Source organism: Streptomyces sp. NPDC085932, assembly GCF_044540525.1.
GTDB lineage: Bacteria > Actinomycetota > Actinomycetes > Streptomycetales > Streptomycetaceae > Streptomyces > Streptomyces levis.
Genome location: NZ_JBITSJ010000003.1, coordinates 805305 through 827397 on the forward strand (window position 1 = coordinate 805305; position 22093 = coordinate 827397).

The window sequence follows — 22093 nt, forward strand, 5'->3', positions numbered from 1 at the left end:
CGACGTACTCAGTCGAGGCTGCTCAGCCATTGCTTACCCTGATCATCCGTTACTCGTTGTGGTGGCACCCTTGATACCGGTGGCCGACCAGACGCCGTCATCCAATCCCTGCACCCCGACAAGATCACCGATCTTCCCCGTGATTTCGCCCTTGTCAAGCAAGTCAGTAGTGGACGCTACAGCTGTGGAGCCGGCCCAGATCCGGGTCTGAGTCTCGAACACGTCGCTTGCGGCTCTCACCGCATCGTCGGCACGTAGGCCGTCGGACATCTCGTCAAGGCTCCTTTGCAGGCTCGTGATTCCGGGATCATTCAGCCCCGGTCGAACCCCCGACCAATTGTCGGCCTGCCCGAGCTGCCGGACGTCACTCCAACGCAGATCTTTGACGGCTTTGAGGCTGTCCATCGATTCTCTGTAGATCAGTTTCGGGTTAAAGGCATCTGCCATCCTCTGGGCACCGGGGAACCAACCCTTTGGCGCCTTGCCAATCGCCTCGACGCCAGCCTTGCCTCGCAAGGCTCCGCCACTTTCCCGATTGGCCCGCTTCCAGGCGTCATTGACAGCCTTCTTATAAGCGGCAGATCCGGGTTTCGCCTTGATGCCCTCCCTAAGAGCCTTCGCTCTCGCGGATCGCCCAAGTGTTTTTGCCGCCGCCGACGCGCCCTTCGCGCCGGCTAGGGCGCCTCGACCGATGCCCAACGTAGCGATTCCCACGACGTCGAGGGCGACGTCGAACCAGCTCCCCTTACCTCCTAGCGCCAAGAGGGTGTGCCCCACGAGTGAAATCAGGGTGGCCACTAGGGCGATGGTACCGAGAACACCGGCAAGGACCTGCCCGACAATCGGAATCCATCCGACCATGAGTGCCAGTGTCCCGCAAATGGTCGACACCCAACCGGAGAATTTGAGGACGTCCTCTATCCAACCGGAATTGTCGTTGACCCAGTCCTTGAACTTGTCCCATGCGTCGTCTTTGAGGCCATCGTTATCAATTGCGTGACGGATGGAATCACGTGCCCTCTTTGCGGCAGCATCACGCACGTCCTTGGCTGCTTCCAAGTGTTTCTTGGCTCGTTCCAGAGCCGCACTCGCCGCGTCTTGGCGCTTCTCCAGCTTCTGGCGGTCCGGATCGTCGTCGCCTGTCGATTGGGGAAGCTTGCCGATCGCGGAACTGCTCGCGTTCTGCTCGTCATGAGCGTCTCGGGCATCGCGGAGCGCCTTGTCAGCCATGGTCTGAGCTCGGTGAAGTTCCGAGGCGTACTGGCTTGAGCAGCCGCCCTCGACTACCTTCTCCCCGAGGGCATCAGCGGCGGCATCGTAGCGCTTGAACGCCTTCCGCAACTTCCCTTCAGCCTCTTCGGCATCCTTGCGGAACTCTTCGGCCGTCTTGCTCTTCCACTCGTCAACAGACGCAAGCGCTTTGATTTCGTCCGCTTGCTTCTTGATAGCCTCGGCAGTCTTCCTCAGCTGTCGCCCCAGCTTGGCGACCTCATCTGGATCGCCAGGGATCGGGTCGGCGGCCTCCCCGATAACCGCCCACTCCTCGGAGCGCGGGCGTGTCACTTGGCACCTCCCCCGGCAGCGGGCTTCTTTTTTCCTGCGTTGCGCAATGCCTCGGCAAGATGGTGATCGACGTCCTCGTACGCCTTCGCCGCCGTGGAGAGCAACTTCGAAAGGTTCTCCAGCTCCTCCGTGAGGCGTTCCCGGTGAATCTTCCAGTTGTCGCCGAAATCATTGAATACATCGACAAGCCCTTTATCACCCAAGGTGGCCACGCCCAGCCCTTCGGCCGGATTAGCGTTCTTGTCGAACTCCCGGTGAATCTTCGACAGAGACTTGGCGCTTTCCTTGATGCGTTCGATATCGGCAGTCTGGTCCGACACGGATCCCCCCGCTGCGAGTCGTCCTGGTGCGGCCGGGGTGGGGCGGACCGCTCGGCCCGCCCCACCGCATTGCATTATCTAGCAGAAGGTCACTTCCGAGCCTGCTTCGCCAGTTCCTCGTCGATCTGCTCGAACTTGTCCGCCGCCATGGTCAGGTAGTCACCCATGCCGTCCAGACCGTCCAGCGTCGTCTTCGTGCCCTGCACGAACTCGTCGAAGTTCTCGTCGAACGCCTTCGACGAGCTCTTCGTGACATAGCCGGACTGCACGAGGTTGTTGATGTACTTGCGGAGGCCCTCGAGCTTCTCCTGGAGCTTTTCCTTCTCCTTCACGACATGCTTGGCAGCTTCCCGCATGTCCTGATATGTGATGTCAAGGTCCTTGGCCATGAAGCCGCTTCCTCTCACAACGCCGCAGGGCCAACCCCCGTGGCTCCCTGTGTGCGGACTCGTCGGCCCGTGAGCCGAGTTGCCGATCGCACGTGGCAACCGGTGTGATCGTCCGCTCTTGCGCATGCAGCTTACGGGTGTGGCCTGTGGTGCCACATCCTCGGCTTGTGAACGAGGCGTCGTGAAAGCGTGCACGAGATTGCCATTGGGAACATCACCGCACCTCCCCATTGCCCCGTCACCGCACCGAACGGATATCGTCCTTACGGCTGTGACCCCAGTGACGGGAAGTGACTGGAGCGGACGCAGCAACGGACACCACAGCGGCCACACGGCCCAGTGGCACGGGGAGGACAAGTCGTGCGCCTGACTCTGACCGTCGTCGACCCGTACGGCGGTGGCACCGCCGACGTCGTGCTCGATGCGGATCCTGAGTCCACCGTGGGGGACATCGCCCAGGAGCTCGCCAAGCAGGTCGGGCACAGCGGGGCGCAGGTCATCCCGCTCGGGCAGCACCGGCACGCACCGGCCGGCAACGCGCCCCTCGTGTACGTGGACGGATACGCCGTCGATCCCGCCGCCACCGTCGTCGGCTCGCCCCTGCGCGAGGGCGCCGTCGTCAGCCTCCAGGATCCCTCCGGTTGTCTGCCGGGCGAGCCCACCGGGCTGGTCGAGTTGCGGGTCGTCGGCGGGCCGGCCGCCGGGTTCGTGCACCGGCTCGGCGTCGGCCGCTACGACATCGGCAGCGGCGCCGCCTCCTACGTCCGCATCGACGATCCCGAGGTCGACGCCCGGGCCCTGACCCTCTCCGTCGCCACCGACGGCACCTGCCGGGTCGCCGTCCACACGGACAAGGAGCACGTCACCCTCGACGGCACTCCCCTCGCCGGCGACGACAAGGAGACGTCCGGCGGCGACAAGGGCCGTAAGCGGAAGAGCAAGAAGGGCGAGCAGGAACAAGACGCCGACGACGGGCCCGCCGAGTGGCCCCTCGGGGCGCAGATCGGGGTCGGGAACACCCTCCTCGAACTCACCCGTTACACACCGCCGAACGCCGCGCTCAAGTGGTCCGACGACGGCATCGGGCTGGACTACAACCGGCCCCCGCGGCTGCGCCCTCCCGAGCGGCAGACCACCTTCCGGCTGCCCTCGGCGCCCCGCGATTACGAGGCCCGCCCGCTGCCCTGGCTGATGGCGCTGACGCCCCTGGTCGGCGCCGTCGTGTCGGTGATGATCTTCCAGCGCTGGTACTACCTGATCATGGCCGCGCTGAGCCCCGTCCTGCTCTTCGCGAACTACTACAACGACAAGAAGCACGGCCGTAAGTCGCACGCCAAGCAGGTCCAGGAGTACGAGGAGCAGAAGGAGCGGATCGAGAAGGACGCGCAGGACGCCCTCGTCGCGGAGCGGAACGACCGGCGGCACGCCATACCCGACCCGGCGACCGTGCTGGCCCTCGGGACGGGACCCCGCACCCGGCTGTGGGAGCGGCGGCGTACCGACCGTGACCATCTGCTGCTCCGGGTCGGGACCGGCCGGTTGCCCTCCGAGGTCGTGCTGGACGACCCCGAGCAGGACGACCACCGCCGCCAGGTGACCTGGAAGATCGAGGACGCCCCGGTCGCGCTGCACCTGCGCACCCTCGGGGTCGTCGGCATGGCCGGGCCCGGCGACTCGGCCCGGGCGCTGGGGCGTTGGGCCGTCGCGCAGGCGGCGGCGCTGCACAGCCCGATGGACGTGCAGTTCTACGTGCTCAGTGAGAACGCCGCGCGGGAGTCCTGGGACTGGGTGCGCTGGCTGCCGCACGCCCGCCCCTCCGGCGGGCAGGACGTCAACGCGCTGATCGGGACCGACGCCGAGACCGTGGGTGCCCGGATCGGCGAGCTGACGCAGATCCTCGACGCCCGCAAGAAGGCCGCCGAGCAGAACAGGGCGCAGGGCTCGACGTTCAGCGACCCGGACATCGTGGTGGTGTGGGACGGGTCGCGGCGGCTGCGGTCCCTGCCCGGCGTCGTACGGCTGCTGCGCGAGGGGCCGTCGGTGTCCATGTTCGCCATCTGCCTGGACGCCGAGGAGCGGTTCCTGCCCGGCGAGTGCCAGGCGTACGTCGTCGCCGAGCCGAAGGCCGAGGAGTCCGAAGCCGACCGGCAGCTCCAGCAGCAGGGACAGCGGGAGGCGCAGCCGGTGGCCGGGGGTTTCCCCTCCTTCCAGGCCTGGCACGCCACCGCCCCGCAGCCCGAACAGGCGGGCCGGGTGGAGAAGTTGCGGCTGCGCGTGGAGGAGGCCGGCGCCGAGCGGCTGACGGACGTACGGCCCGACTTCGTCTCCCCGGCCTGGTGTCTGCGGCTGGCGCGGTCGCTGTCGCCGCTGCGGGACATCAGCGGCGAGACCGAGGACTCGGCGCTGCCGGGCTCCAGCCGGCTGCTGGACGTGCTGCAGCTGGAGCCGCCGACCAGTGACGCGATCGTCGCTCGCTGGCGGATGGGCGGGCAGTCGACGCTGGCCGTGATCGGCGAGTCGTACGACGGGCCGTTCGGGATCGACATCCGCAAGGACGGACCGCACGGTCTCATCGCCGGTACGACCGGTTCCGGCAAGTCGGAGCTGCTGCAGACCATCGTGGCGGCGCTGGCGGTGGCGAACACGCCCGAGAACATGACGTTCGTGCTGGTCGACTACAAGGGCGGCGCGGCCTTCAAGGACTGTGTGCATCTGCCGCACACCGTCGGCATGGTGACCGACCTCGACGCCCATCTCGTGGAGCGCGCGCTGGAGTCGCTCGGGGCGGAGCTGCACCGGCGCGAGCACATCCTGGCCGCCGCGGACGCCAAGGACATCGAGGACTACCAGGACCTGGTGCGCCGCGATCCGTCGCACCGGCCCGTGCCCCGGCTCCTCATCGTCATCGACGAGTTCGCCTCGATGGTGCGCGATCTCCCCGACTTCGTGACGGGGCTCGTGAACATCGCCCAGCGAGGGCGGTCCCTCGGCATCCACCTGCTGCTGGCGACGCAGCGGCCGTCCGGCGTCGTCTCCCCCGAGATCCGCGCCAACACCAACCTGCGGATCGCGCTGCGCGTGACGGACGGCGGCGAGTCGACCGACGTGATCGACTCGCCCGAGGCGGGGCACATCTCCAAGAGCACCCCAGGCCGCGCGTACGCCCGTCTCGGGCACGCCTCGCTGGTCCCCTTCCAGTCGGGGCGTGTCGGCGGGCGGCGGCCGGGTGCCGCCGACCCGGCCGTGCTGATGCCCTGGGTGGGTCCGCTGGCCTGGGAGGATCTCGGCAGGGCGGCGCTGGCCAAGCCGAAGGCCGAGGCGCGGGAGGACGAGGAGATCACCGACCTGAAGGTCCTGGTGGACACGATCCGGGACGCCAACCGCTCCCTCGGCATCCCGCCCCAGCACAGCCCGTGGCTGCCCGCCCTGGACGAGACGCTGCTGCTGGACGAGATCGAGCTGCCCGCCTTCGCCGGCGGGCCCGGCAGGCTGGCGCCGGCGCCGTACGGCATCGAGGACCTGCCGGCGAGCCAGTCGCGCCGTCCGGTCGTGGTGGACTTCTCCTCCTTCGGGCATCTGATGATCGGCGGCGCGCCGCGCAGCGGCCGCTCCCAGGTGCTGCGCACCCTGGCCGGTTCGATCGCACGCACCCACTCCGTCGCCGACGTGCACCTGTACGGCATCGACTGCGGCAACGGCGCGCTCAACGCCCTGACGCGGCTGCCGCACTGCGGGGCGGTGGTCGGGCGCAACCAGACCGAGCGGGTGGTGCGGCTGGTCAACCGGCTCAAGGGCGAGCTGGGCCGCCGCCAGGACCTGCTGTCGGACAAGGGCTTCGCGGACATCGGGGAGCAGCGGGCGGCGGTGTCCGAGGACGAGCGGCTGCCGCACATCGTGGTGCTGCTGGACCGCTGGGAGGGCTGGGTGCCCACGCTCGGCGAGATCGACCACGGCTCGCTCACCGACGAGTTGCAGACGATGATGCGCGAGGGCGCGAGCGTCGGCATCCACCTGGTGCTCACCGGTGACCGGACGCTGCTGGTGGGCCGGATCGCCACGCTCACCGAGGACAAGTACGGTCTGCGGCTGGCGGACCGCAGCGACTTCTCGTCGCTCGGGATCCCGGTGCGCAAGGTGCCGGAGGAGATCCCGCCGGGCCGTGCCTTCCGCAACGAGTCCGGTACGGAGACGCAGTTCGCGCTGCTCGCCGAGGACACCAGCGGTCAGGGCCAGGCGGCGGCGCTGGCGGCGATCGGCGAGGCGGCCACCGCACGCGACGCCGAAGTGCCGCGCGCGCGACGCCCGTTCCGCGTGGACAGCCTGCCCAGCCGGATCTCCTTCCCGGAGGCGTGGGAGCTGCGCGACCCGGACGCGGCCCGTTCGCGGTTGTACGGTCTGGCCGGCATCGGCGGTGACGAGATCGTCGGCTTCGGGCCCGATCTCGCCCAGGGCGTACCGGCGTTCGTCATCGCGGGCCCGGCCAAGTCGGGCCGCTCGACGGTGCTGCTGAACTTCGCGCACTCGTTCCTGGCCCAGGGCACGCGCCTCGTGATCGCGGCGCCGCGCCAGTCGCCGCTGCGCGGGCTCGACGGCACGGACGGCGTGCTGAAGGTCTTCACCGGCGACGACATCGACGAGGACGACTTCGAGGAGCTGATCGACCAGGCGTCCTTGGAGGAGCCGATCGCCGTGCTCGTCGACGACGGGGAGATCCTGGAGGACTGCGACGCCGAGAGCCAGTTGAAGAAGCTGGTCTCGCGGGGCGCCGAGCGGGGCCTCGCCCTGGTCATCGCGGGTGACGAGGAGGACGTGTGCAGCGGCTTCTCGGGCTGGCAGGTCGACGCGAAGAAGGCCCGCCGCGGCATCCTGCTCTCCCCGCAGGAGTCCTCCAGCGGCGACCTCATCGGCGTCCGCCTCTCCCGCAGCATGGTCGGTGGCCAGGTCGCCCCGGGCAAGGGCATGCTGCACCTCGGCGACGGCGAGCTGCGCACGGTCGTCGTCCCGGGCTGAGGCGATGAGCGGCGGTTCGGCGAAGCCGAAGCGGAGGAGGGCGGCGGGGGCCGCGCTGCGATACGAGCACCGGCCGGGGCGGCCGCAGGCCGACGAGCCGAGCAAGCGGGACTGGGGGTGCGCCTGGGGGTGCCTGGTCCTCCCCGGCTTCGTCGTCCTGCTGATGCCGGTGGTTCTGTTCGACATGCACTGGGGCCACGCGCTCTGGGGCGACTTCGCCCCGGCGTGGCCCGGCGGGGCGTACGTCTTCGCCGGCACGGTCGGCGCCTCGGTGCCGCTGGTCTTCCTCGCCTGGGTGGCGCCGCTGGTCCGGATGGACTGGAAGAAGAGCAAAGCGCGTTCGCTGGCCTGGGCGATCGCGTCCCTGCCCGGACTGGCCGCGGGTTACCTGGTCACCGGGGTGATCAGCGCCACCGTACGGCCCAAGCGGCGCCGCGACTGGGACGGCGACTGCCACCGCGAGGGCGGCCCCTGCTGGGTGCACGTGCACTACCCGTGGCTGTGGGCCGTGGGCCTGGCAGCCTGCCTGGCGGTGATCGCGCTGCTCATCGGCCTGTTCGTCGGGCACGTGCGCCGGTCGTCCGCTACCGCACCTTCGACAGCCGCGCCTGCGGGCGGCCCGACTCCGCGCTCTCCGAGCGGTACTGGAGATCGTCGCCCACCGGTGTGAGCCGGACGGTCGTGGGGGCCGGGTTGCAGCCGCTGTGGTTGGTCTTCGCGCCGACCGACGTGGCGACGAGTTCCTTCTTCGTCACCTGCTTCAGCGTGAGGACGTCCACGCAGACGCCGCCCAGCTGGTCGGTCTGCCGGACGCGTCCCAACTCCTGTCCGACTCCGGCCCGTTGCACGGTGACCCGGAACGTGCCGAGCGGCAGCCTGCCGTCCAGGGCGGTGCCCTGGCCCTCCCATGTGCCGAGGTAGGCGGCGGGCACCGTACCGGACGGGGCGGAGCTCGCGCTCGCCCCGGGCGGCGAGTAGGCGTCGGTGCTGCCCGAACCCCCGTCGTCCCCGCCGCCCCCGCCCGGCAGCAGGTCGAAGACGAGGACCGACCCGATCGTCACGGCGGCCATCGCTCCGGCGACGGCCAGGGCGACGGTGCAGCTCAGCCTCCGCACCCGCCCCTCGCCCTCGGGCGTGGAGGTCGCGGCGACGGAGAGGGACACCTTGCCGGGCCGACGGCCCTCGGAGGGGACGACGGTGTCCTCGCGGTGCGCGTCGCGGGGTTCGGGTACGGCGGTGGGGGCCGGTGCGGCTGACGCCGGTCCACGAGGTGTGGCCGTCGGCCCGTCCATCACCGGGGGCGGTCCGAAGACCCCCGCGCCACCCGAGCCACCCGTCACGCCGGGGCCGGCCTGGACACCCTCGGCCCCGCTCGCCTCCGGCTCCGCCACCGACGGGCTGCTGAACCCCACCGGCCCCGAGGGCGCGCCCGCCGCCGTCGCCTCCAGGTTCAGCAGCCGTACGGCACTGCGGCTGACCTGTTCCACCAGCGTTCCCGGCAGCCAGCCACCCGCGACCAGACGGGCCGCCCCGTGGGGAGCGAGCCGCCGGGCCAGCTCCGCCGGGGCCGGCCGCGCGCCCGGGTCCTTGGCCAGGCAGGCCGCCGTCAGGGAGCGCAACTCCCCGTCCAGCAGGCCCAGTTCCGGCTCCTCGTGCACCACCTTGTAGAGCAGGGCCGCCGAGGAGTCACCGGGGAAGGGCGGTTCGCCGGTCGCCGCGTACGCGAGGACCGCGCCCAGGGAGAAGACGTCCGCCGCGCCCGTGACGCCCTTGCCCAGGATCTGCTCGGGAGACATGTATCCGGGCGAGCCGACGGAAACGCCGGTGGACGTCAGGGACGCCGTGCCGTCGGTGGCCCGGGCGATGCCGAAGTCGATCAGCAGCGGCCCGTCCAGGGTGAGCAGGACGTTCGACGGCTTCACGTCGCGGTGGACGAGCCCCAGCTCGTGCACCGCCGTCAGTGCCTCGGCGAGCCCCGCCCCGAGCGCCCGTACCGTGTGGGCCGGCAGCGGCCCGACGTCGGCGACGGCGGCGGACAGCGACGGGCCGGCGGCGTACGCCGTCGCCACCCACGGCACCCGCGCGTCCGGGTCCGCGTCCAGCACGGACGCCGTCCAGGCACCACCCACCCGGCGCGCGGCCTCGACCTCGCGCCGGAAGCGCGCCCGGAACTCCTCGTCCAGCGCGAAGTGCGGATGCACGATCTTCACCGCGACCGTGCGGCCCCCGGCGCTGCGGCCCAGATAGACCCGGCCCATGCCGCCGGAGCCCAGCCGGCCGAGCAGCCGGTAGGGACCCACGACCGTGGGCTCGTCGACGTCGAGCGGCCGCATGGCGTCACCCCTCCCCCGTAGGCGCCGTGGGGGCGCTCCCCGGCCCCGGCACGCCTGCACCTCCCAGCAGAGTAGTGCCGGGGCACCGCCGGGCTCACGGCTGGAGCAGGTCCACCTTCACGTCCGCCGGGAAGCCGGTGGTCGGGCCGACCCGCCGGGCGAACTCGGCGACCGCCTCCAGCTGGGGTCCGCCGAAGCGGAAGTCGAGGGTGGTGAAGTACCGGGCGAGGGTCTCCTCGTCGAAGGCCTCCCAGCGGGCGGCCTGCTCGGCGACCTTGCCGACCTCCTCCAGGGAGAGGTTGCGGGAGTCCAGGAACGCCGCGTGCACCTTGCGCGTGATGGCCGGCTCGCGCTCGGCGTACTCGCGGCGCGCCGCCCAGACCGCGAAGACGAACGGCAGCCCCGTCCACTCCTTCCACAGCGCGCCCAGGTCGTGCACGTCCAGGCCGTAGCGGGGGCCGTCGAGCATGTTCGCGCGCAATGCCGCGTCGCCGATGAGGACGGCGGCGTCGGCCTCCCGCATCATCAGGCCGAGGTCGGGCGGGCAGGTGTAGTAGTCCGGCTGGACGCCGTAGCGCTCGGCGAGGAGCAGCTGGGCGAGGCGGACGGAGGTGCGGGAGGTCGAGCCGAGGGCGACCCGGGCGCCGTCCAGCCGGTCCAGGGGGACCTGCGAGACGATCACGCAGGACATGACCGGGCCGTCGCAGCCGACGGCGATGTCGGGGAAGGCGACCAGGTCGTCGGCGTGCTTGAGGAACTCGACCAGGGTGACCGGACCGATGTCGAGATCGCCCTGCACCAGCTTCTCGCTGAGCTTCTCCGGGGTGTCCTTGGTGAGCTCGAAGTCGAGGAGCGTGCCCGTTCTGGCGAGCCCCCAGTACAGGGGCAGGCAGTTCAGGAACTGGATGTGGCCGACGCGCGGCCGGGTGCGAGGATTGTCCACATCGTGAGGCTAGCCCTCACGGCCCACGGGTCCGCGTCCGGCCCCGCCGTCGGGGCTCCGGGCTCCGCTCACGGCCGCTGCGCCAGTCGGCCGGGGGATGTTCAAACATTCGGGTGACGTGATCTTGACCCCTATTGCATTCCGGGGTCCGCGTGCTAGGCTCGTCGCAAGTTGCAGTTTGGTTTCCCTTGCAGTACAGAGCCTGCGGAGCATGTGACCGCGGGCTCTCGTCATTCTCAGACATACGCACTTGTGCAGAATTCACTCTTCACACTTGCTGGTTCTGGAGCAGGGCAACCCTTTTGAGCCCAAGGAGGGCTTATGGCTACCGGAACCGTGAAGTGGTTCAACGCCGAAAAGGGCTTTGGTTTCATCGCCCAGGAGGGCGGCGGCCCCGACGTCTTCGTCCACTACTCCGCGATCAACGCGCAGGGATTCCGGTCCCTGGAGGAGAACCAGCAGGTGTCTTTCGACGTCACGCAGGGTCCGAAGGGCCCGCAGGCTGAGAACGTCACGCCGGTCTGATAGCAGTACCCAAGGAGCCCCGCGCCGCAAGGCGACGGGGCTCCTGCCCTTTTCGGGCCCTTTCGCCCGGTGAATTCCGGGCGAATTCTCCCCGTGCGAGGATGGGCCGATGGGGAAAGATCAGCAGAACATCGGGGAGGACGGCGGTACGGCGCCCGCCGACAGGAGCCCGGCGACGGCCGTCTCGCTCGGCCTGTCGCTCGGCCTGTCGCTCGGCACGGCGGCCGGTCTCGTGCTGGGCATCACCGTCTTCGACAACGTGGGGCTGGGGCTTGCCCTGGGCCTGGGCCTGGGCACGGCGATCGGCGCCGGGGCCGGCCTCGGAGCGGGGCAGGCACGCGCCCGCGCGTCGGGGGGCGGAGAGACGCCGGGCGGCCCCACGGACTGACCACGGACCGAACCCCGAGGCAGTGGTCAGCCGGCCCCACGACCACCGGCCCGGTCAGACGCGCTGATGGGCCGGCCCGGTGCGGCGGAGGGCCTGGGCGGTGTCACTGGTGGGTCGGCCCGGTGCCGGTGGCGCGGCCGGGGTGGTGTCGCTGGTGGGCTGGGACGGTGTCGGGGGCGCGGCCGGGGCGGTGGCGCTGGTGGGCCGGGACGGTGCCGGGGGTGCGGCCGGGGTGGTGTCGGGGGTGGGCAGTAGGGTCACCGGCCATGACCGACGCCGACTTCCTGAGCGAGACCCGTACCTTCTACGACACCGTGGCCGAGGAGTACGCCGAGCGGTTCCGGGACGCCACCACCCCGCTGGACCTGGGTCTGCTGTACGGGTTCGCGGAGCTCGTGGGAGAGGGCGGCGAGGTCGCCGACCTCGGATGCGGGCCCGGGCGGGTGACGGCGTACCTGGCCTCGCGGGGGCTGTCGGTCTTCGGGCTGGACCTGTCGGAGTCCATGCTGGCGATCGCCCGGCGCGAGCATCCCGCGCTGCGGTTCCGGCAGGGCTCGATGCTGGACCTGGACCTGCCGGACGAGTCGCTGGACGGTGTCGTGGCCTGGTACTCGACCATCCACACCCCCGCCGAGCACCTGCCCGCCCTGTTCGCCGGCTTCCACCGCGTCCTGCGCCCGGGCGGGCACCTGCTCCTGGGCTTCCAGTACGGCGAGGAGCCCCGCCGCTACGAGGAGGCCTTCGGCCACCGGGTGTCCTTGAGTTTCCACCGCCGGCGGCCGGAGCGGATGGCCGCACTGCTGGAAGGGGCCGGCTTCACGGTGCGGGCGCGGACGGTACGGGAGGCCGACGAGGAGCGCGGCGAGCCCGTTGCCCAGGCGGCGCTGGTGGCCCGCAGACCGACCACATAGCCGCCGAAGCCGCCCCACAGACGACGGAGGGCGGCCTGCTCACGGACGCCCGCGCCCGGGTCCTGCACGCCGCGAACGGCGCGGTGCCGTTGGTCTCACGGCGCTTCCGCCGCGTCCCTCCCCGCCACGTACCCGAACGTCATCGCCGGCCCGATCGTCGACCCGGCCCCCGCGTAGCTGCGGCCCATGACCGCCGCGCTCGCGTTGCCCGCCGCGTACAGGCCGCGGACGACCGTGCCGTCCTCGCGCAGGACCCGCGCGCGGGCGTCCGTGCGCAGGCCGCCCTTCGTGCCGAGGTCACCGGGGACGACGCGGAAGGCGTGGTAGGGCGGGAGCCAGAGGGGGGCGAGGCAGGAGTTCGGGAGGACCGAGGGGTCCGCGTAGTAGTGGTCGTACGCGCTGTCGCCGCGATGGTGGTCGGTGTCCCGGCCGCGCAGGGCGAGGGTGTTGAAACCGTCCACGGTGGTGCGCAGGGCCGTCGGCGGGACGCCGATCGACGTGGCCAGGGCGTCCAGTGTCCAGGCCTTGTGCGCGGCGCCGGAGTCGTACCAGTCGCCGGGCAGCGGCAGGGTGGGGGCGATGTCCTTGAACAGGTACCGGTTGCGGTAGTTCTGGTCGACGATCAGCCAGCACGGGATGGCCGGGTCGGTGTCGTGCACGTCGTACATGGTGTGGACGACGTCGCTGTAGGGCGCGGCCTCGTTGACGAAGCGCCGGCCCGCCCGGTTCACCAGCAGCCCGCCGGGCAGGGTGCGTTCGGCGAGGCAGAACCAGGGCTGCCCGGGCAGCGGGATCGCCGGGCCCCACCAGGCGTCGTCCATCAGGTCCAGGGCCGCGCCGAGCCGCTGCCCGGCGCGGATGCCGTCGCCGGTGTTCTCCTTCGCGCCGACCGTCCAGTCCGTGCCGATGGGCTGCCGCTGGAAGTGGTCGCGCATGGCCGCGTTGTGCTCGAAGCCGCCGGAGCCGACGATGACGGCCCGGCGGGCGCGGACCAGGCCCGGCGCGCCGTCGCGGGTGACGACGGCTCCGGTGACCGTGCCGTTCTCGACGTGCAGGTCGGTCAGGGGCGTGTTCAGCCACACCGGCACCCCGGCGGAGCGCAGCCCCGCGCGCAGCCCGGCCGCGAGGGCCTGCCCCATGGTCAGGGGCTTCTGCCCGAGCAGCGCCGCCTTCGTGCCGCGGGCCAGACACTGGGCGGCGACGGCGGCGCCCCGGGCGTTCACGGCGGCCAGGGCGAGCCACTTGTAGTCGGCGCTGAAGACGACCATGCCGGCCGGGACGTCCAGGTACGGCGGGTTGAGCCGCTCCAGTTCGGGGCCGAGGACGGTGCCGTCGAGTTGGTCGGGCTCGATGGAACGGCCGCCCGGCAGGCCCCCGGGCAGCTCCGGGTAGTAGTCGCTGTAGCCCTCCATCCAGCGGAAGCGGAGCGGGCTGTTGGCCATGACGAAGGAGAGCATCGCCGGGCCGTGGGCGAGGAAGGCGCGCTGCCGGTCGGCGGGGACGTCGGGGCCGGCCACGGCGGCGAGGTAGGCGGCTGCCTTCGCGGGGGTGTCCGGGACGCCGGCCGCCAGGATCACCTCGTTGTTGGGGATCCAGATCCCGGCCCCGGAGCGGGCGGTGGAGCCGCCGAAGGTCGGCGCCTTCTCCACGACCATGCAGCTCAGCCCCTGCCGTGCCACGGTCAGCGCGGCGGTCATCCCGGCGGCGCCGGAGCCGATGACGACGACGTCGTACGTGCCGAGCGGCGGCAGGTCCGCCGCCCGCGCACGCTGCCGCCCTCCCGCGGTGACCGCGAGCCCGGCCCCGGCAGCCCCGGCGGCCCCGGCGAGCAGTCGTCTTCGGGACGGGCCGCCGGCCGTCCCCGCGGAGTTCGCGCTGGTGGTCATGGCCGCTCCCGCCCGGCGAGGAACACGAAGGGTGGGGACTGTCGCGCGGGGGCCTGAAGAAGTCAAGGCCCGCCCAGTAAGGCCGTTCTGGGTTGTCCTATTCGAGGCCGATGGCCGCGCAGTCCGCCCGGTACTCGGCGGTGCAGATGTCCTTCACCGTGTACACCCCGTCGGTGATCACGGTCTCCTTGATGTTGTCCCGGGTGAGGGCGACCACCGGCACCAGCATCGCGGGGATGTTCTTCCGCGTCGGGCTGTCGACCGTCTCCCGGGTCAGCGCGGCGAACTCGATCGAGCGGCCCTGGACCTTGGCCACGGCGATCTTCGCGGCGTTGGTCGCCTCCAGCAGGAAGGACTTGTACACGGTCATGTACTGCTCCCCCGACACCACACGCTGCACCGCGTCCAGGTTCGCGTCCTGGCCGGTCACCGGCGGCATCTCGGTGGCGCCCGCCTCCTCCAGCGCCTCGATGACGGCACCGGCCATGCCGTCGTTGGCCGAGTAGACCGCGGCGATGTTCTTCAGCCCGACCGCCTTGATCGCCTTCGCCATGTTGGCCTTGGCGATCGCGGGCTTCCACTCCTTGGTGTCGTACTGCTGGACGATGTCGACCTGGCCCTGGAGTTCGCTCAGCGCGCCGTCCTTGAACCGGGCCGTGTTGGGGTCGGCGGGGTCGCCGTTCATCATGACGACCTTGCTGTTCTCGGCCTTCTCCCCCAGTTCGCCGATGAGCGCGCGGCCCTGTACCTGCCCGACGAGTTCGTTGTCGTGGGAGACGTACGCGTCGATGGGGCCCTCGGCGAGCCGGTCGTAGGCGACGACCGGGATGCCCGCGGCCTTGGCCTTCTTCACGTCCGGGGCGATGGCCTTGGAGTTCACCGCGTCGACGAGGATGACGTCCACCTTGTCGGCGATCATCTGCCGGAACTGCTCGCTCTGTCTGGCCACGCTCGCCTCGGCGTTGGCGTAGCGGACCTTGCCCTGGTTCTCGGTGAGGGAGGCGACCTCCTGCTTGATGAGCGGGTGGTCGAACCGCTCGAAGCGCGCCGTGTCCCGGTCGGGCAGCAGCAACCCGACGGTGATGTCGTTGCCCTTCTTGCCCCCGGCCGAGTCGTCGCTCCCGCCGTCACCGCACGCGGCGAGGGACAGGACCGACACGGAGACCGCCAGACCTGTGGAGAGATGACGCACGGCGGCCCGGCGGGTGTTACGCGCTTTCACTGGTGGTGCCTTCCGAGGTGGGGGGATCATCGCGACGTGGAGGTGGCAGAAAGCCAACGGCGAGACACCGTGCGTCGTCAAGAACCAGGTGTGAAGACCTCGCAAAGGTGCCTTACCGCGGGTACAGGCCCTCCACCTCCGTCGCGAAGGCGCGCAGGATCGTCTCTCGGCGGAGTTTCATCGACGGGGTGAGGTGGCCCTCCTCCTCCGTGAAGTCCCGGGGGAGGACCGTGAAGCGGCGGATGGACTCGGGGCGGGAGACGAGTTTGTTGGCCTCGTCGACGGCGCGCTGGAGGATGGCGCGCAGTTCCTCGTCGTCGGCGAGGAGGACGGGCGGGACGGGGTGTTTGCCGTTCATGCGGCGCCAGTGGGTGATGCCGGCCTCGTCGAGGGTGATGAGCGCGGTGACGTAGGGGCGGCCGTCGCCCAGGACCATGCACTGGGAGATCAGGGGGTGCGAGCGCAGCCAGTTCTCCAGGGGGGCCGGGGCGACGGACTTGCCGCCCGCGGTGATGAGGAGTTCCTTCTTGCGGCCGGTGATGGTGAGGTAGCCCTCGTCGTCCAGTTCGCCGATGTCGCCGGTGGCGAGCCAGCCGTCGGGCGCGGCGGACACGACGCCGCCGGCCTGCGGGTCCCAGTAGCCGCGCAGCACGTGGTCGCCGGCGACGAGGATCTCCCCGTCGGCGGCGATCCGGACGCGGGTGCCGGGCAGCGGCCAGCCGACCGTGCCCAGGCGCGGCTTCAGGGGCGGGGTGACGGTGCTCGCGCCGGTGGTCTCGGTGAGGCCGTAGCCCTCGAAGATCTCGATGCCGGCTCCGGCGTAGAAGGCGGCGAGGCGGCGGCCCAGCGGGGAGCCGCCGCAGATGGCGTAGCGGACGCGGCCGCCCATGGCGTTGCGGATGCGGCGGTAGACCAGCGGGTCGTAGAAGGCGCGGGCGGTCTTCAGGGCGCGGGAGGGGCCGGGGCCGGTGCCCGTCTGGCGGGCCTCCACCGCCTCTCCGTAGCGCTGCGCCACCGACACCGCCCGGTCGAACGAGGCCGCCCGGCCGCTCGCCTCGGCCTTGGCGCGGGCCGAGTTGAAGACCTTCTCCAGCATGTACGGGATGGCCAGCAGGCAGGTCGGCCGGAAGCCGGCCAGGTCCGGGAGGAGGTCGTCGGCCTTGATGCTCGGCGCGTGCCCGAGCCGGACGCGGGCCCGGACGCAGGCGATCGCGACCATGCGGCCGAAGACGTGGGACATGGGCAGGAACAGCAGGACCGAGGCCTCTTCGCTGGTCCGGTCCCGGAAGACGGGGTAGAGCAGCTCGATGGCGTTGTCGACCTCGGCGAAGAAGTTGCCGTGGGTGAGCGCGCAGCCCTTGGGGCGGCCGGTGGTGCCCGAGGTGTAGACGAGGGTGGCGAGGGTGTCGGGGCCGAGCATGCCGCGCCGTACCTCGACCTCCTGGTCGGTCAGGTGGGTCCCGGCCTCGGCGAGGCGGTCCACGTGGCCCTTCTCCACGACCCACAGGTGCTTGAGGTCGGGCAGCCGCTCGCGCTCGGGGCCGAGGGCGGCGGCCTGTGCGGTCGTCTCGGTGAGGAGCGCGACGGCGCCGGAGTCCTGGAGGATCCAGCGGGCCTGGAAGACGGAGGAGGTGGGGTAGACGGGGACGGTGACCAGTCCGGCGGCCCAGGCGGCGAAGTCCAGGACGGTCCACTCGTAGATCGTGCGGGCCATCACGGCGACCCGGTCGCCCGGCGCCAGCCCCTCGGCGATCAGCCCTTTCGCCACGGCCGTCACCTGGGCGGCGAACTGTGCCGCGGTGACGTCGCTCCAGTGCCCGTCGGCGTTCTTGCGGCTGAGCACCACGGCGTCGGGGGCCGCGCTCGCGTTGTCGAACGGCAGGTCGGCGAGCGACCCGTGGGTCCACGGCGGTGCCAGCGGCGGTACGGACGCCTCCCGTACCGCTCCGTCGAGCCGCTTGACCTCGGGCTCGACCAGGACCGGTCCGCCGTACACGTCGCCGCGGGCGGAGGAGGGATACGCAGTGGACACGGGCGGCTCCTGGGGCGTGCAGCGATGGACTGCTTGCTGCATGACGTACGTGCCTCGCACGCCGAGGCGCTCAACCGGCTGAATCCCCAGAAAGGGGTTACTGCCGGTAGGAACGGGATCGTACGGCGCTCACGTGGCGGCCTTGTGCGGGTTCGGGGATGGTCCGGGGCCAGGCCTGTGCATGCTCGGAGGTTATGTGAGGGTCTCTCAGCTTCCGGCCGTCGTCGCCTCAGGCCCGTTCCAGGACCGCCGTCACGCCCTGCCCGCCCGCAGCGCAGATGGAGATCAACCCCCGTGCGGGGGCGTCCCGTTCGGCGAGCAGCTTGGCCAGCGTGGCCACGATCCGGGCGCCGGTGGCGGCGAAGGGGTGCCCGGTGGCGAGGGAGGAGCCCGCGACGTTCAGCCGGGCCCGGTCGACCGTACCGAGGCCGCGCTTCTCCCAGGCGGCGAGCGTCGCCAGCACCTGTGAGGCGAACGCCTCGTGGATCTCGACGAGTTCGAAGTCGTCCAGGCCCAGGCCGGCTCGTTCCAGCATGCGCGGAACGGCGTACGCCGGTGCCATGAGCAGGCCGTCCTCGCCGCCCGCGACGTCCCCGCCGACGAAGTCGACGGCCGCCGTCTCGTACGCCGTGAGGTACGCCAGCGGCTCCAGTCCGCGCGCGCGGGCCCAGTCCTCGCTCGCCAGCAGCACGGTCGCCGCGCCGTCGGTCAGCGGGGTCGAGTTCCCTGCCGTCATGGTCGGTTCGGGGTGGTCGAGGCCGAACACCGGCTTGAGGGCGGCGAGTTTGTCCACTGTCGAGCCGGGGCGCAGGTTCTGGTCGCGGGCGAGTCCGCGGAAGGGCACCACCAGGTCCTGGAAGAAACCGCGTTCGTAGGCCGCGGCGAGCCGCTGGTGGCTGGTCGCGGCGAGTTCGTCCTGCGCCGCGCGGCCGATGCCCCAGGCCCGGGCGGTGACGGCGGCGTGTTCGCCCATGGACAGGCCGGTGCGCGGCTCGGCGTTGCGCGGGATGTCGGGGACGAGGTGCCCGGGGCGGACCTTCGCCAGCGCCTTCATCCGCCCGCCGAGCGTCTTCGCCCGGCGGGCCTCCAGCAGGACGCGGCGCAGGGAGTCGTTGACGCCGAGGGGCGCGTCGCTCGCGGTGTCGGAACCGCCCGCGATCGCCGAGTCGGTCTGACCGAGGGCGATCTTGTTGGCGGCGGCGATGACCGCCTGGAGGCCGGTGCCGCAGGCCTGCTGGATGTCGTAGGCGGGGGTGCGGGGGTGGAGCGTGGAGCCGAGGACGGTCTCGCGGGCCAGGTTGAAGTCGCGGCTGTGCTTGAGGACCGCGCCGGCGACGAACTCGCCGACCGCGCCGGGCCCGTCCAGGCCGTACCGCTCGACGAGGCCGTCCAGGGCGGCGGTGAGCATCTGCTGGTTGGAGGCGGTGGCGTAGGGGCCGTCGGAGCGGGCGAAGGGGATGCGGGCTCCGCCGACGATCGCCACGCGCCGGACCGACGGCGACAGCTGCTGGGGGCTCATCTCGACCTGCTCCTTGTCCGTGCCATACCCTTACCTCCGGTAACCTTACTCCAGAGTAAGCACCTTTGCCCCGCGCTGTTTCACCGCGCTGTTTCGCCACGCCGCCCCGACCGCACTGCTTCGCCGGAACCAGGAGTCGCCATGGCCGACCGCTATCTACGCCTCACGGGTACCGCGCCCGGCCGCTTCCTCACCCGCCGGCTCGGGCTGCCGCAGCCCGCGGCGCTGGCCCGCTGGTCCCCCGAGCACCCCGCCCTGGACGGCGGCCTGCGCCACCTGACGGCCGGGACGTCCGCCCTGGACCTGGCCCCGGTGCTCGCCAGGACGGGACTCGGACCGGGCGGGGCGAAGGAGCCTCCGGGCGCCGTCGTCCTGGACGCGACCGGCGTGCGGGACGTCGAGGCCCTGGCCGAGGTGCACGCGGCCCTGCATCCGGTCGTGCGGTCGGTCGCCCCGAGCGGCCGCGTGCTCGTGCTCGGCGCCCCCCTCGACCCGGCCGACCACCACCAGGCCGCGGCCCAGCAGGCCCTGGAGGGCTTCACGCGCTCGCTCGGCAAGGAGATCGGCCGGGGCAGGACCGTGAACCTGGTCCGGCTGACGGACGCGGCCGCCGCCGAGTCGACGCTCCGGTTCCTGCTGTCGCCCAAGTCCGCCTACGTCAGCGGCCAGGTGATCGAGGTCGGACCGCTCCACGAGAGCCCCGCCGCCCTGGACTGGGACCGCCCCCTGGCCGGGCGCACCGCCCTGGTCACCGGCGGCGCCCGGGGCATCGGGGAGGCCGTCGCCGAGACGCTCGCGCGGGACGGGGCCCGGGTGGTCGTGCTCGACGTGCCGCAGGCCGAACAGGACGCCCGGCGCGTCGCCGACCGGATCGGCGGCACCGCCCTGCCGCTGGACATCACCACCGCCGACGCGGGCGCGCGGATCGCCGAGGCCCTCCCGGACGGCCTGGACCTGCTGATCCACAACGCGGGCATCACGCGTGACCGGCGGCTGGTGAACATGCCGGCCGAGCGCTGGATCTCCGTGCTGGAGGTGAACCTGGCGAGCGTGCTGCGCACCACGGACGCCCTGCTGAAGGCCGGGACGCTCAAGCGCGGCGGCTCCGTCGTCGCCACGGCCTCGATCGCCGGTCTCGCCGGGAACGCCGGCCAGACGAACTACGGGGCGAGCAAGGCGGGCGTCGTCGGACTGGTCCGCTCGCTGGCCCCGCGCGCGCTCGACGAGCACGGCGTGACGGTGAACGCGGTGGCGCCCGGCTTCATCGAGACGAAGATGACGGCCGCGATCCCGCTGTTCATCCGCGAGGCCGGCCGCCGGATGAACTCCCTGGCGCAGGGCGGTCTGCCGGCCGACGTCGCCGAGACCACCGCCTGGCTCGCCCACCCCGCCTCCGGCGCGGTCAACGGCCAGGTCGTCCGCGTCTGCGGCCAGAGTCTGCTGGGGGCGTGATGACCGGCGCCCCTGTCGTCCTCACCGGGTCCCCGTCCCTCGGCCCGCTGCTGGCCCGCGGTGCCCTGCTGTCCCCCTTCAAACGGCCCGCCCCCGACGCGGCGTTCCCGCGCACCCGGCTCGTCCTGCCCGGCCTGCGCGTCGACCTCGCGCGGCTCGCGGCGTACGAGCGGGTGTGCGGCTTCCCCACCGGGGAGGACGCGCTGCCGGTGACCTATCCGCACGTGCTGGGCTTCCCGGCGGCCATGCGGCTGATGAGCGAGCGGGCCTTCCCGCTGCCGCTGCTGGGGCTCGTCCACACGTCGATCTCGATCACGCGGCACGCGCGGATGCCCGCCACGGGCGCGTACGAACTCTCCGTCCACGTCGAGGGGCTGGCCGCGCACCGGCGCGGCACTCAGGCGACGGTCGTCACCGGGGTACGCGACGGCGGGGACGTCGTGTGGGAGTCGCGCAGCACGTACCTGGCCCGGCACGGACGCCCGACGGAGGCCCGCCGGGAGGACGGGAAGCCCGCGCCCCTGCCACCCGCCGCCGAGCCCTCGCCGGCTGTCGCCGAGCCGCTGCCCGCTGTCGCCGAGTGGCGGCTCGGCGCCGACGTCGGGCGGCGCTACGGGGCCGCGTCCGGGGACCGCAACCCCATCCATCTCCACCCGCTCACCGCCCGGCTGTTCGGCTTCCCCCGGGCCATCGCGCACGGCATGTGGACGGCGGCCCGCTGCCTCGCCGCGCACGGCGCACCGGACGCCTGCCACGTCCGGGCGGACTTCCGGGCACCGGTCCTTCTGCCGGGGACCGTGACCTACGCGGCGAAGGGCCCCCGGTTCGAACTGCGGGGCCGGGACGACCGGGTGCATGTGACCGGGGAGGTCCTTCCCGGCTGAGGGGCGCCGGCCGGGCGGCTACCCGGCCCGGGTGTCCGTCCCCTCGCCGGGAGGGGACCAGGGCCGCCCTTCCATGAGGTCGCCGAGGCCGGCCCAGGCGAAGTTCATCAGGGTCGCGGCGGCCTGCCGGGCGGTGACGCCCTCTGTGGCGTTGGCCCAGGCCGCCAGGGACTCGGCGGCGCCGACCAGGGCCTCGGCGAGTCCGGCGACCTCGCGCTCGGGCAGGTCCGGGTCGCGGTGCGCCTCGCGGGCGCCGGCCAGGATCAACTGCGTCACGAACGCGACGATCTCCTCGCGCATCGCGGCGACTTCGGCGGCGAAGGGCTCGCCGTGCGTACGGGCCTGGAGGTGCAGGATCGACCAGGCGTCGGGGTTCTGGGCGGTGTGCGCGAAGAACGCGCCGAGGCCCTCCCACAGTTGCCGGTCGGCGGGCAGGTCCCGCCGGACACCGGCGCGCACCGCCTCGACCAGGGCCTTGGCCTCCCGGCGGATGCAGGCGGTGAACAGGTCTTCCTTGGAGTTCAGGTACAGGTAGACCAACGGCTTGGACACGCCCGCCAGTTCGGCGATCTCGTCCATCGAGGCGGCCATGTAGCCGCGCTGGCCGAAGATGCGCACGGCGGAGTCCAGCATCTGCTGTTCACGGACCGCACGCGGCATCCGCTTCGTCTTCACGGCACCCATACCGCTTAGCGTACGGGCCCCCGGCCGCCCCT

At 71.8% G+C, this 22093-nt stretch carries 17 protein-coding genes; 7 read left to right on the plus strand and 10 right to left on the minus strand.

Going from position 1 to position 22093, the window contains the following annotated elements; all coding sequences use genetic code 11:
• Window positions 1–42: 42 nt before the first annotated feature.
• The 3 genes from ACIGAQ_RS19765 to ACIGAQ_RS19775 form a co-directional block, all read right to left on the minus strand.
• Window positions 43–1563 carry a putative T7SS-secreted protein gene (locus ACIGAQ_RS19765; RefSeq protein WP_399784397.1) on the minus strand — a complete coding sequence of 507 codons (1521 nt, stop codon included), beginning with the start codon at window positions 1561–1563 and terminating at the stop codon, window positions 43–45.
• On the minus strand, window positions 1560–1883 hold the full coding sequence (locus ACIGAQ_RS19770) for a type VII secretion target (protein ID WP_399784400.1): 324 nt from the start codon (window positions 1881–1883) through the stop codon (window positions 1560–1562). Before ACIGAQ_RS19770 ends, ACIGAQ_RS19765 begins: the two co-directional genes overlap by 4 nt.
• Before the next feature lie 89 nt (window positions 1884–1972).
• Window positions 1973–2272, minus strand: coding sequence for a WXG100 family type VII secretion target (locus tag ACIGAQ_RS19775; RefSeq protein WP_082319687.1), 300 nt, complete (start codon window positions 2270–2272; stop codon window positions 1973–1975).
• Between the two features lie 360 nt (window positions 2273–2632).
• On the opposite strand from ACIGAQ_RS19775, the gene ACIGAQ_RS19780 reads away from it, so the two are divergent.
• Together ACIGAQ_RS19780 and ACIGAQ_RS19785 are read left to right on the plus strand one after the other, a co-directional pair.
• Complete coding sequence (locus tag ACIGAQ_RS19780; protein WP_399784404.1) at window positions 2633–7282, plus strand: FtsK/SpoIIIE domain-containing protein; 4650 nt, start codon at window positions 2633–2635, stop codon at window positions 7280–7282.
• 4 nt (window positions 7283–7286) lie between these two features.
• Window positions 7287–7952: a hypothetical protein gene (locus ACIGAQ_RS19785; protein WP_399784407.1), complete on the plus strand. Its 666-nt coding sequence runs from the start codon at window positions 7287–7289 to the stop codon at window positions 7950–7952.
• Here the strand turns inward: ACIGAQ_RS19785 and ACIGAQ_RS19790 are convergent.
• Both ACIGAQ_RS19790 and ACIGAQ_RS19795 read right to left on the minus strand, forming a co-directional pair.
• Window positions 7867–9615, minus strand: coding sequence for a serine/threonine-protein kinase (locus ACIGAQ_RS19790; RefSeq protein ID WP_399784410.1), 1749 nt, complete (start codon window positions 9613–9615; stop codon window positions 7867–7869). The two genes, ACIGAQ_RS19785 and ACIGAQ_RS19790, sit on opposite strands and share 86 nt — an antisense overlap.
• A gap of 94 nt (window positions 9616–9709) precedes the next feature.
• Window positions 9710–10558: a menaquinone biosynthetic enzyme MqnA/MqnD family protein gene (locus tag ACIGAQ_RS19795; RefSeq protein WP_094056706.1), complete on the minus strand. Its 849-nt coding sequence runs from the start codon at window positions 10556–10558 to the stop codon at window positions 9710–9712.
• Window positions 10559–10879: 321 nt separating this feature from the next.
• On the opposite strand from ACIGAQ_RS19795, the gene ACIGAQ_RS19800 reads away from it, so the two are divergent.
• The 3 genes from ACIGAQ_RS19800 (at window position 10880) to ACIGAQ_RS19810 (ending at window position 12382) form a co-directional block, all read left to right on the plus strand.
• Complete coding sequence (locus tag ACIGAQ_RS19800) at window positions 10880–11083, plus strand: cold-shock protein (protein ID WP_003974443.1); 204 nt, start codon at window positions 10880–10882, stop codon at window positions 11081–11083.
• 109 nt (window positions 11084–11192) lie between these two features.
• Window positions 11193–11471, plus strand: a complete 279-nt coding sequence (locus ACIGAQ_RS19805; protein ID WP_399784414.1) for a hypothetical protein — start codon at window positions 11193–11195, stop codon at window positions 11469–11471.
• 266 nt (window positions 11472–11737) lie between these two features.
• Window positions 11738–12382 (plus strand): class I SAM-dependent methyltransferase, encoded by a 645-nt coding sequence (locus ACIGAQ_RS19810; protein WP_362276697.1) that lies wholly within the window; start codon window positions 11738–11740, stop codon window positions 12380–12382.
• 95 nt (window positions 12383–12477) lie between these two features.
• Here ACIGAQ_RS19810 and kstD read toward each other — a convergent pair whose 3' ends face one another.
• The 4 genes from kstD to ACIGAQ_RS19830 form a co-directional block, all read right to left on the minus strand.
• Entirely contained in the window at window positions 12478–14268 is a 1791-nt protein-coding gene (gene kstD, locus ACIGAQ_RS19815) for a 3-oxosteroid 1-dehydrogenase (RefSeq protein WP_399784417.1), read from the minus strand.
• 97 nt (window positions 14269–14365) lie between these two features.
• Window positions 14366–15490 (minus strand): sugar ABC transporter substrate-binding protein, encoded by a 1125-nt coding sequence (locus ACIGAQ_RS19820; RefSeq protein WP_399784420.1) that lies wholly within the window; start codon window positions 15488–15490, stop codon window positions 14366–14368.
• A gap of 112 nt (window positions 15491–15602) precedes the next feature.
• Window positions 15603–17522 carry an AMP-dependent synthetase/ligase gene (locus ACIGAQ_RS19825; RefSeq protein ID WP_399784423.1) on the minus strand — a complete coding sequence of 640 codons (1920 nt, stop codon included), beginning with the start codon at window positions 17520–17522 and terminating at the stop codon, window positions 15603–15605.
• Between the two features lie 229 nt (window positions 17523–17751).
• On the minus strand, window positions 17752–19041 hold the full coding sequence (locus ACIGAQ_RS19830) for an acetyl-CoA C-acetyltransferase (protein WP_399784426.1): 1290 nt from the start codon (window positions 19039–19041) through the stop codon (window positions 17752–17754).
• 141 nt (window positions 19042–19182) lie between these two features.
• Between ACIGAQ_RS19830 and ACIGAQ_RS19835 the strand changes: the two genes are divergently transcribed.
• Window positions 19183–20493 carry a 3-oxoacyl-ACP reductase gene (locus ACIGAQ_RS19835; RefSeq protein ID WP_399784429.1) on the plus strand — a complete coding sequence of 437 codons (1311 nt, stop codon included), beginning with the start codon at window positions 19183–19185 and terminating at the stop codon, window positions 20491–20493.
• Complete coding sequence (locus tag ACIGAQ_RS19840; RefSeq protein WP_399784432.1) at window positions 20493–21377, plus strand: MaoC family dehydratase; 885 nt, start codon at window positions 20493–20495, stop codon at window positions 21375–21377. The genes ACIGAQ_RS19835 and ACIGAQ_RS19840 overlap by 1 nt, the downstream gene beginning before the upstream one ends.
• Window positions 21378–21395: 18 nt before the next feature.
• Here ACIGAQ_RS19840 and ACIGAQ_RS19845 read toward each other — a convergent pair whose 3' ends face one another.
• On the minus strand, window positions 21396–22061 hold the full coding sequence (locus tag ACIGAQ_RS19845) for a TetR/AcrR family transcriptional regulator (RefSeq protein ID WP_311688052.1): 666 nt from the start codon (window positions 22059–22061) through the stop codon (window positions 21396–21398).
• Window positions 22062–22093: the final 32 nt, after the last annotated feature.

What these genes read in the sequence shown, in the direction of transcription:
- ACIGAQ_RS19790 (WP_399784410.1), bottom strand. Translation starts at nt 9,615, where the DNA reads ATGCGGCCGCTCGACGTCGACGAGCCCACGGTCGTGGGTCCCTACCGG.
- kstD (WP_399784417.1), bottom strand. Translation starts at nt 14,268, where the DNA reads ATGACCACCAGCGCGAACTCCGCGGGGACGGCCGGCGGCCCGTCCCGA.
- ACIGAQ_RS19805 (WP_399784414.1), top strand. Translation starts at nt 11,193, where the DNA reads ATGGGGAAAGATCAGCAGAACATCGGGGAGGACGGCGGTACGGCGCCC.
- ACIGAQ_RS19775 (WP_082319687.1), bottom strand. Translation starts at nt 2,272, where the DNA reads ATGGCCAAGGACCTTGACATCACATATCAGGACATGCGGGAAGCTGCC.
- ACIGAQ_RS19810 (WP_362276697.1), top strand. Translation starts at nt 11,738, where the DNA reads ATGACCGACGCCGACTTCCTGAGCGAGACCCGTACCTTCTACGACACC.
- ACIGAQ_RS19835 (WP_399784429.1), top strand. Translation starts at nt 19,183, where the DNA reads ATGGCCGACCGCTATCTACGCCTCACGGGTACCGCGCCCGGCCGCTTC.
- ACIGAQ_RS19845 (WP_311688052.1), bottom strand. Translation starts at nt 22,061, where the DNA reads ATGGGTGCCGTGAAGACGAAGCGGATGCCGCGTGCGGTCCGTGAACAG.
- ACIGAQ_RS19830 (WP_399784426.1), bottom strand. Translation starts at nt 19,041, where the DNA reads ATGAGCCCCCAGCAGCTGTCGCCGTCGGTCCGGCGCGTGGCGATCGTC.
- ACIGAQ_RS19840 (WP_399784432.1), top strand. Translation starts at nt 20,493, where the DNA reads ATGACCGGCGCCCCTGTCGTCCTCACCGGGTCCCCGTCCCTCGGCCCG.
- ACIGAQ_RS19800 (WP_003974443.1), top strand. Translation starts at nt 10,880, where the DNA reads ATGGCTACCGGAACCGTGAAGTGGTTCAACGCCGAAAAGGGCTTTGGT.
- ACIGAQ_RS19785 (WP_399784407.1), top strand. Translation starts at nt 7,287, where the DNA reads ATGAGCGGCGGTTCGGCGAAGCCGAAGCGGAGGAGGGCGGCGGGGGCC.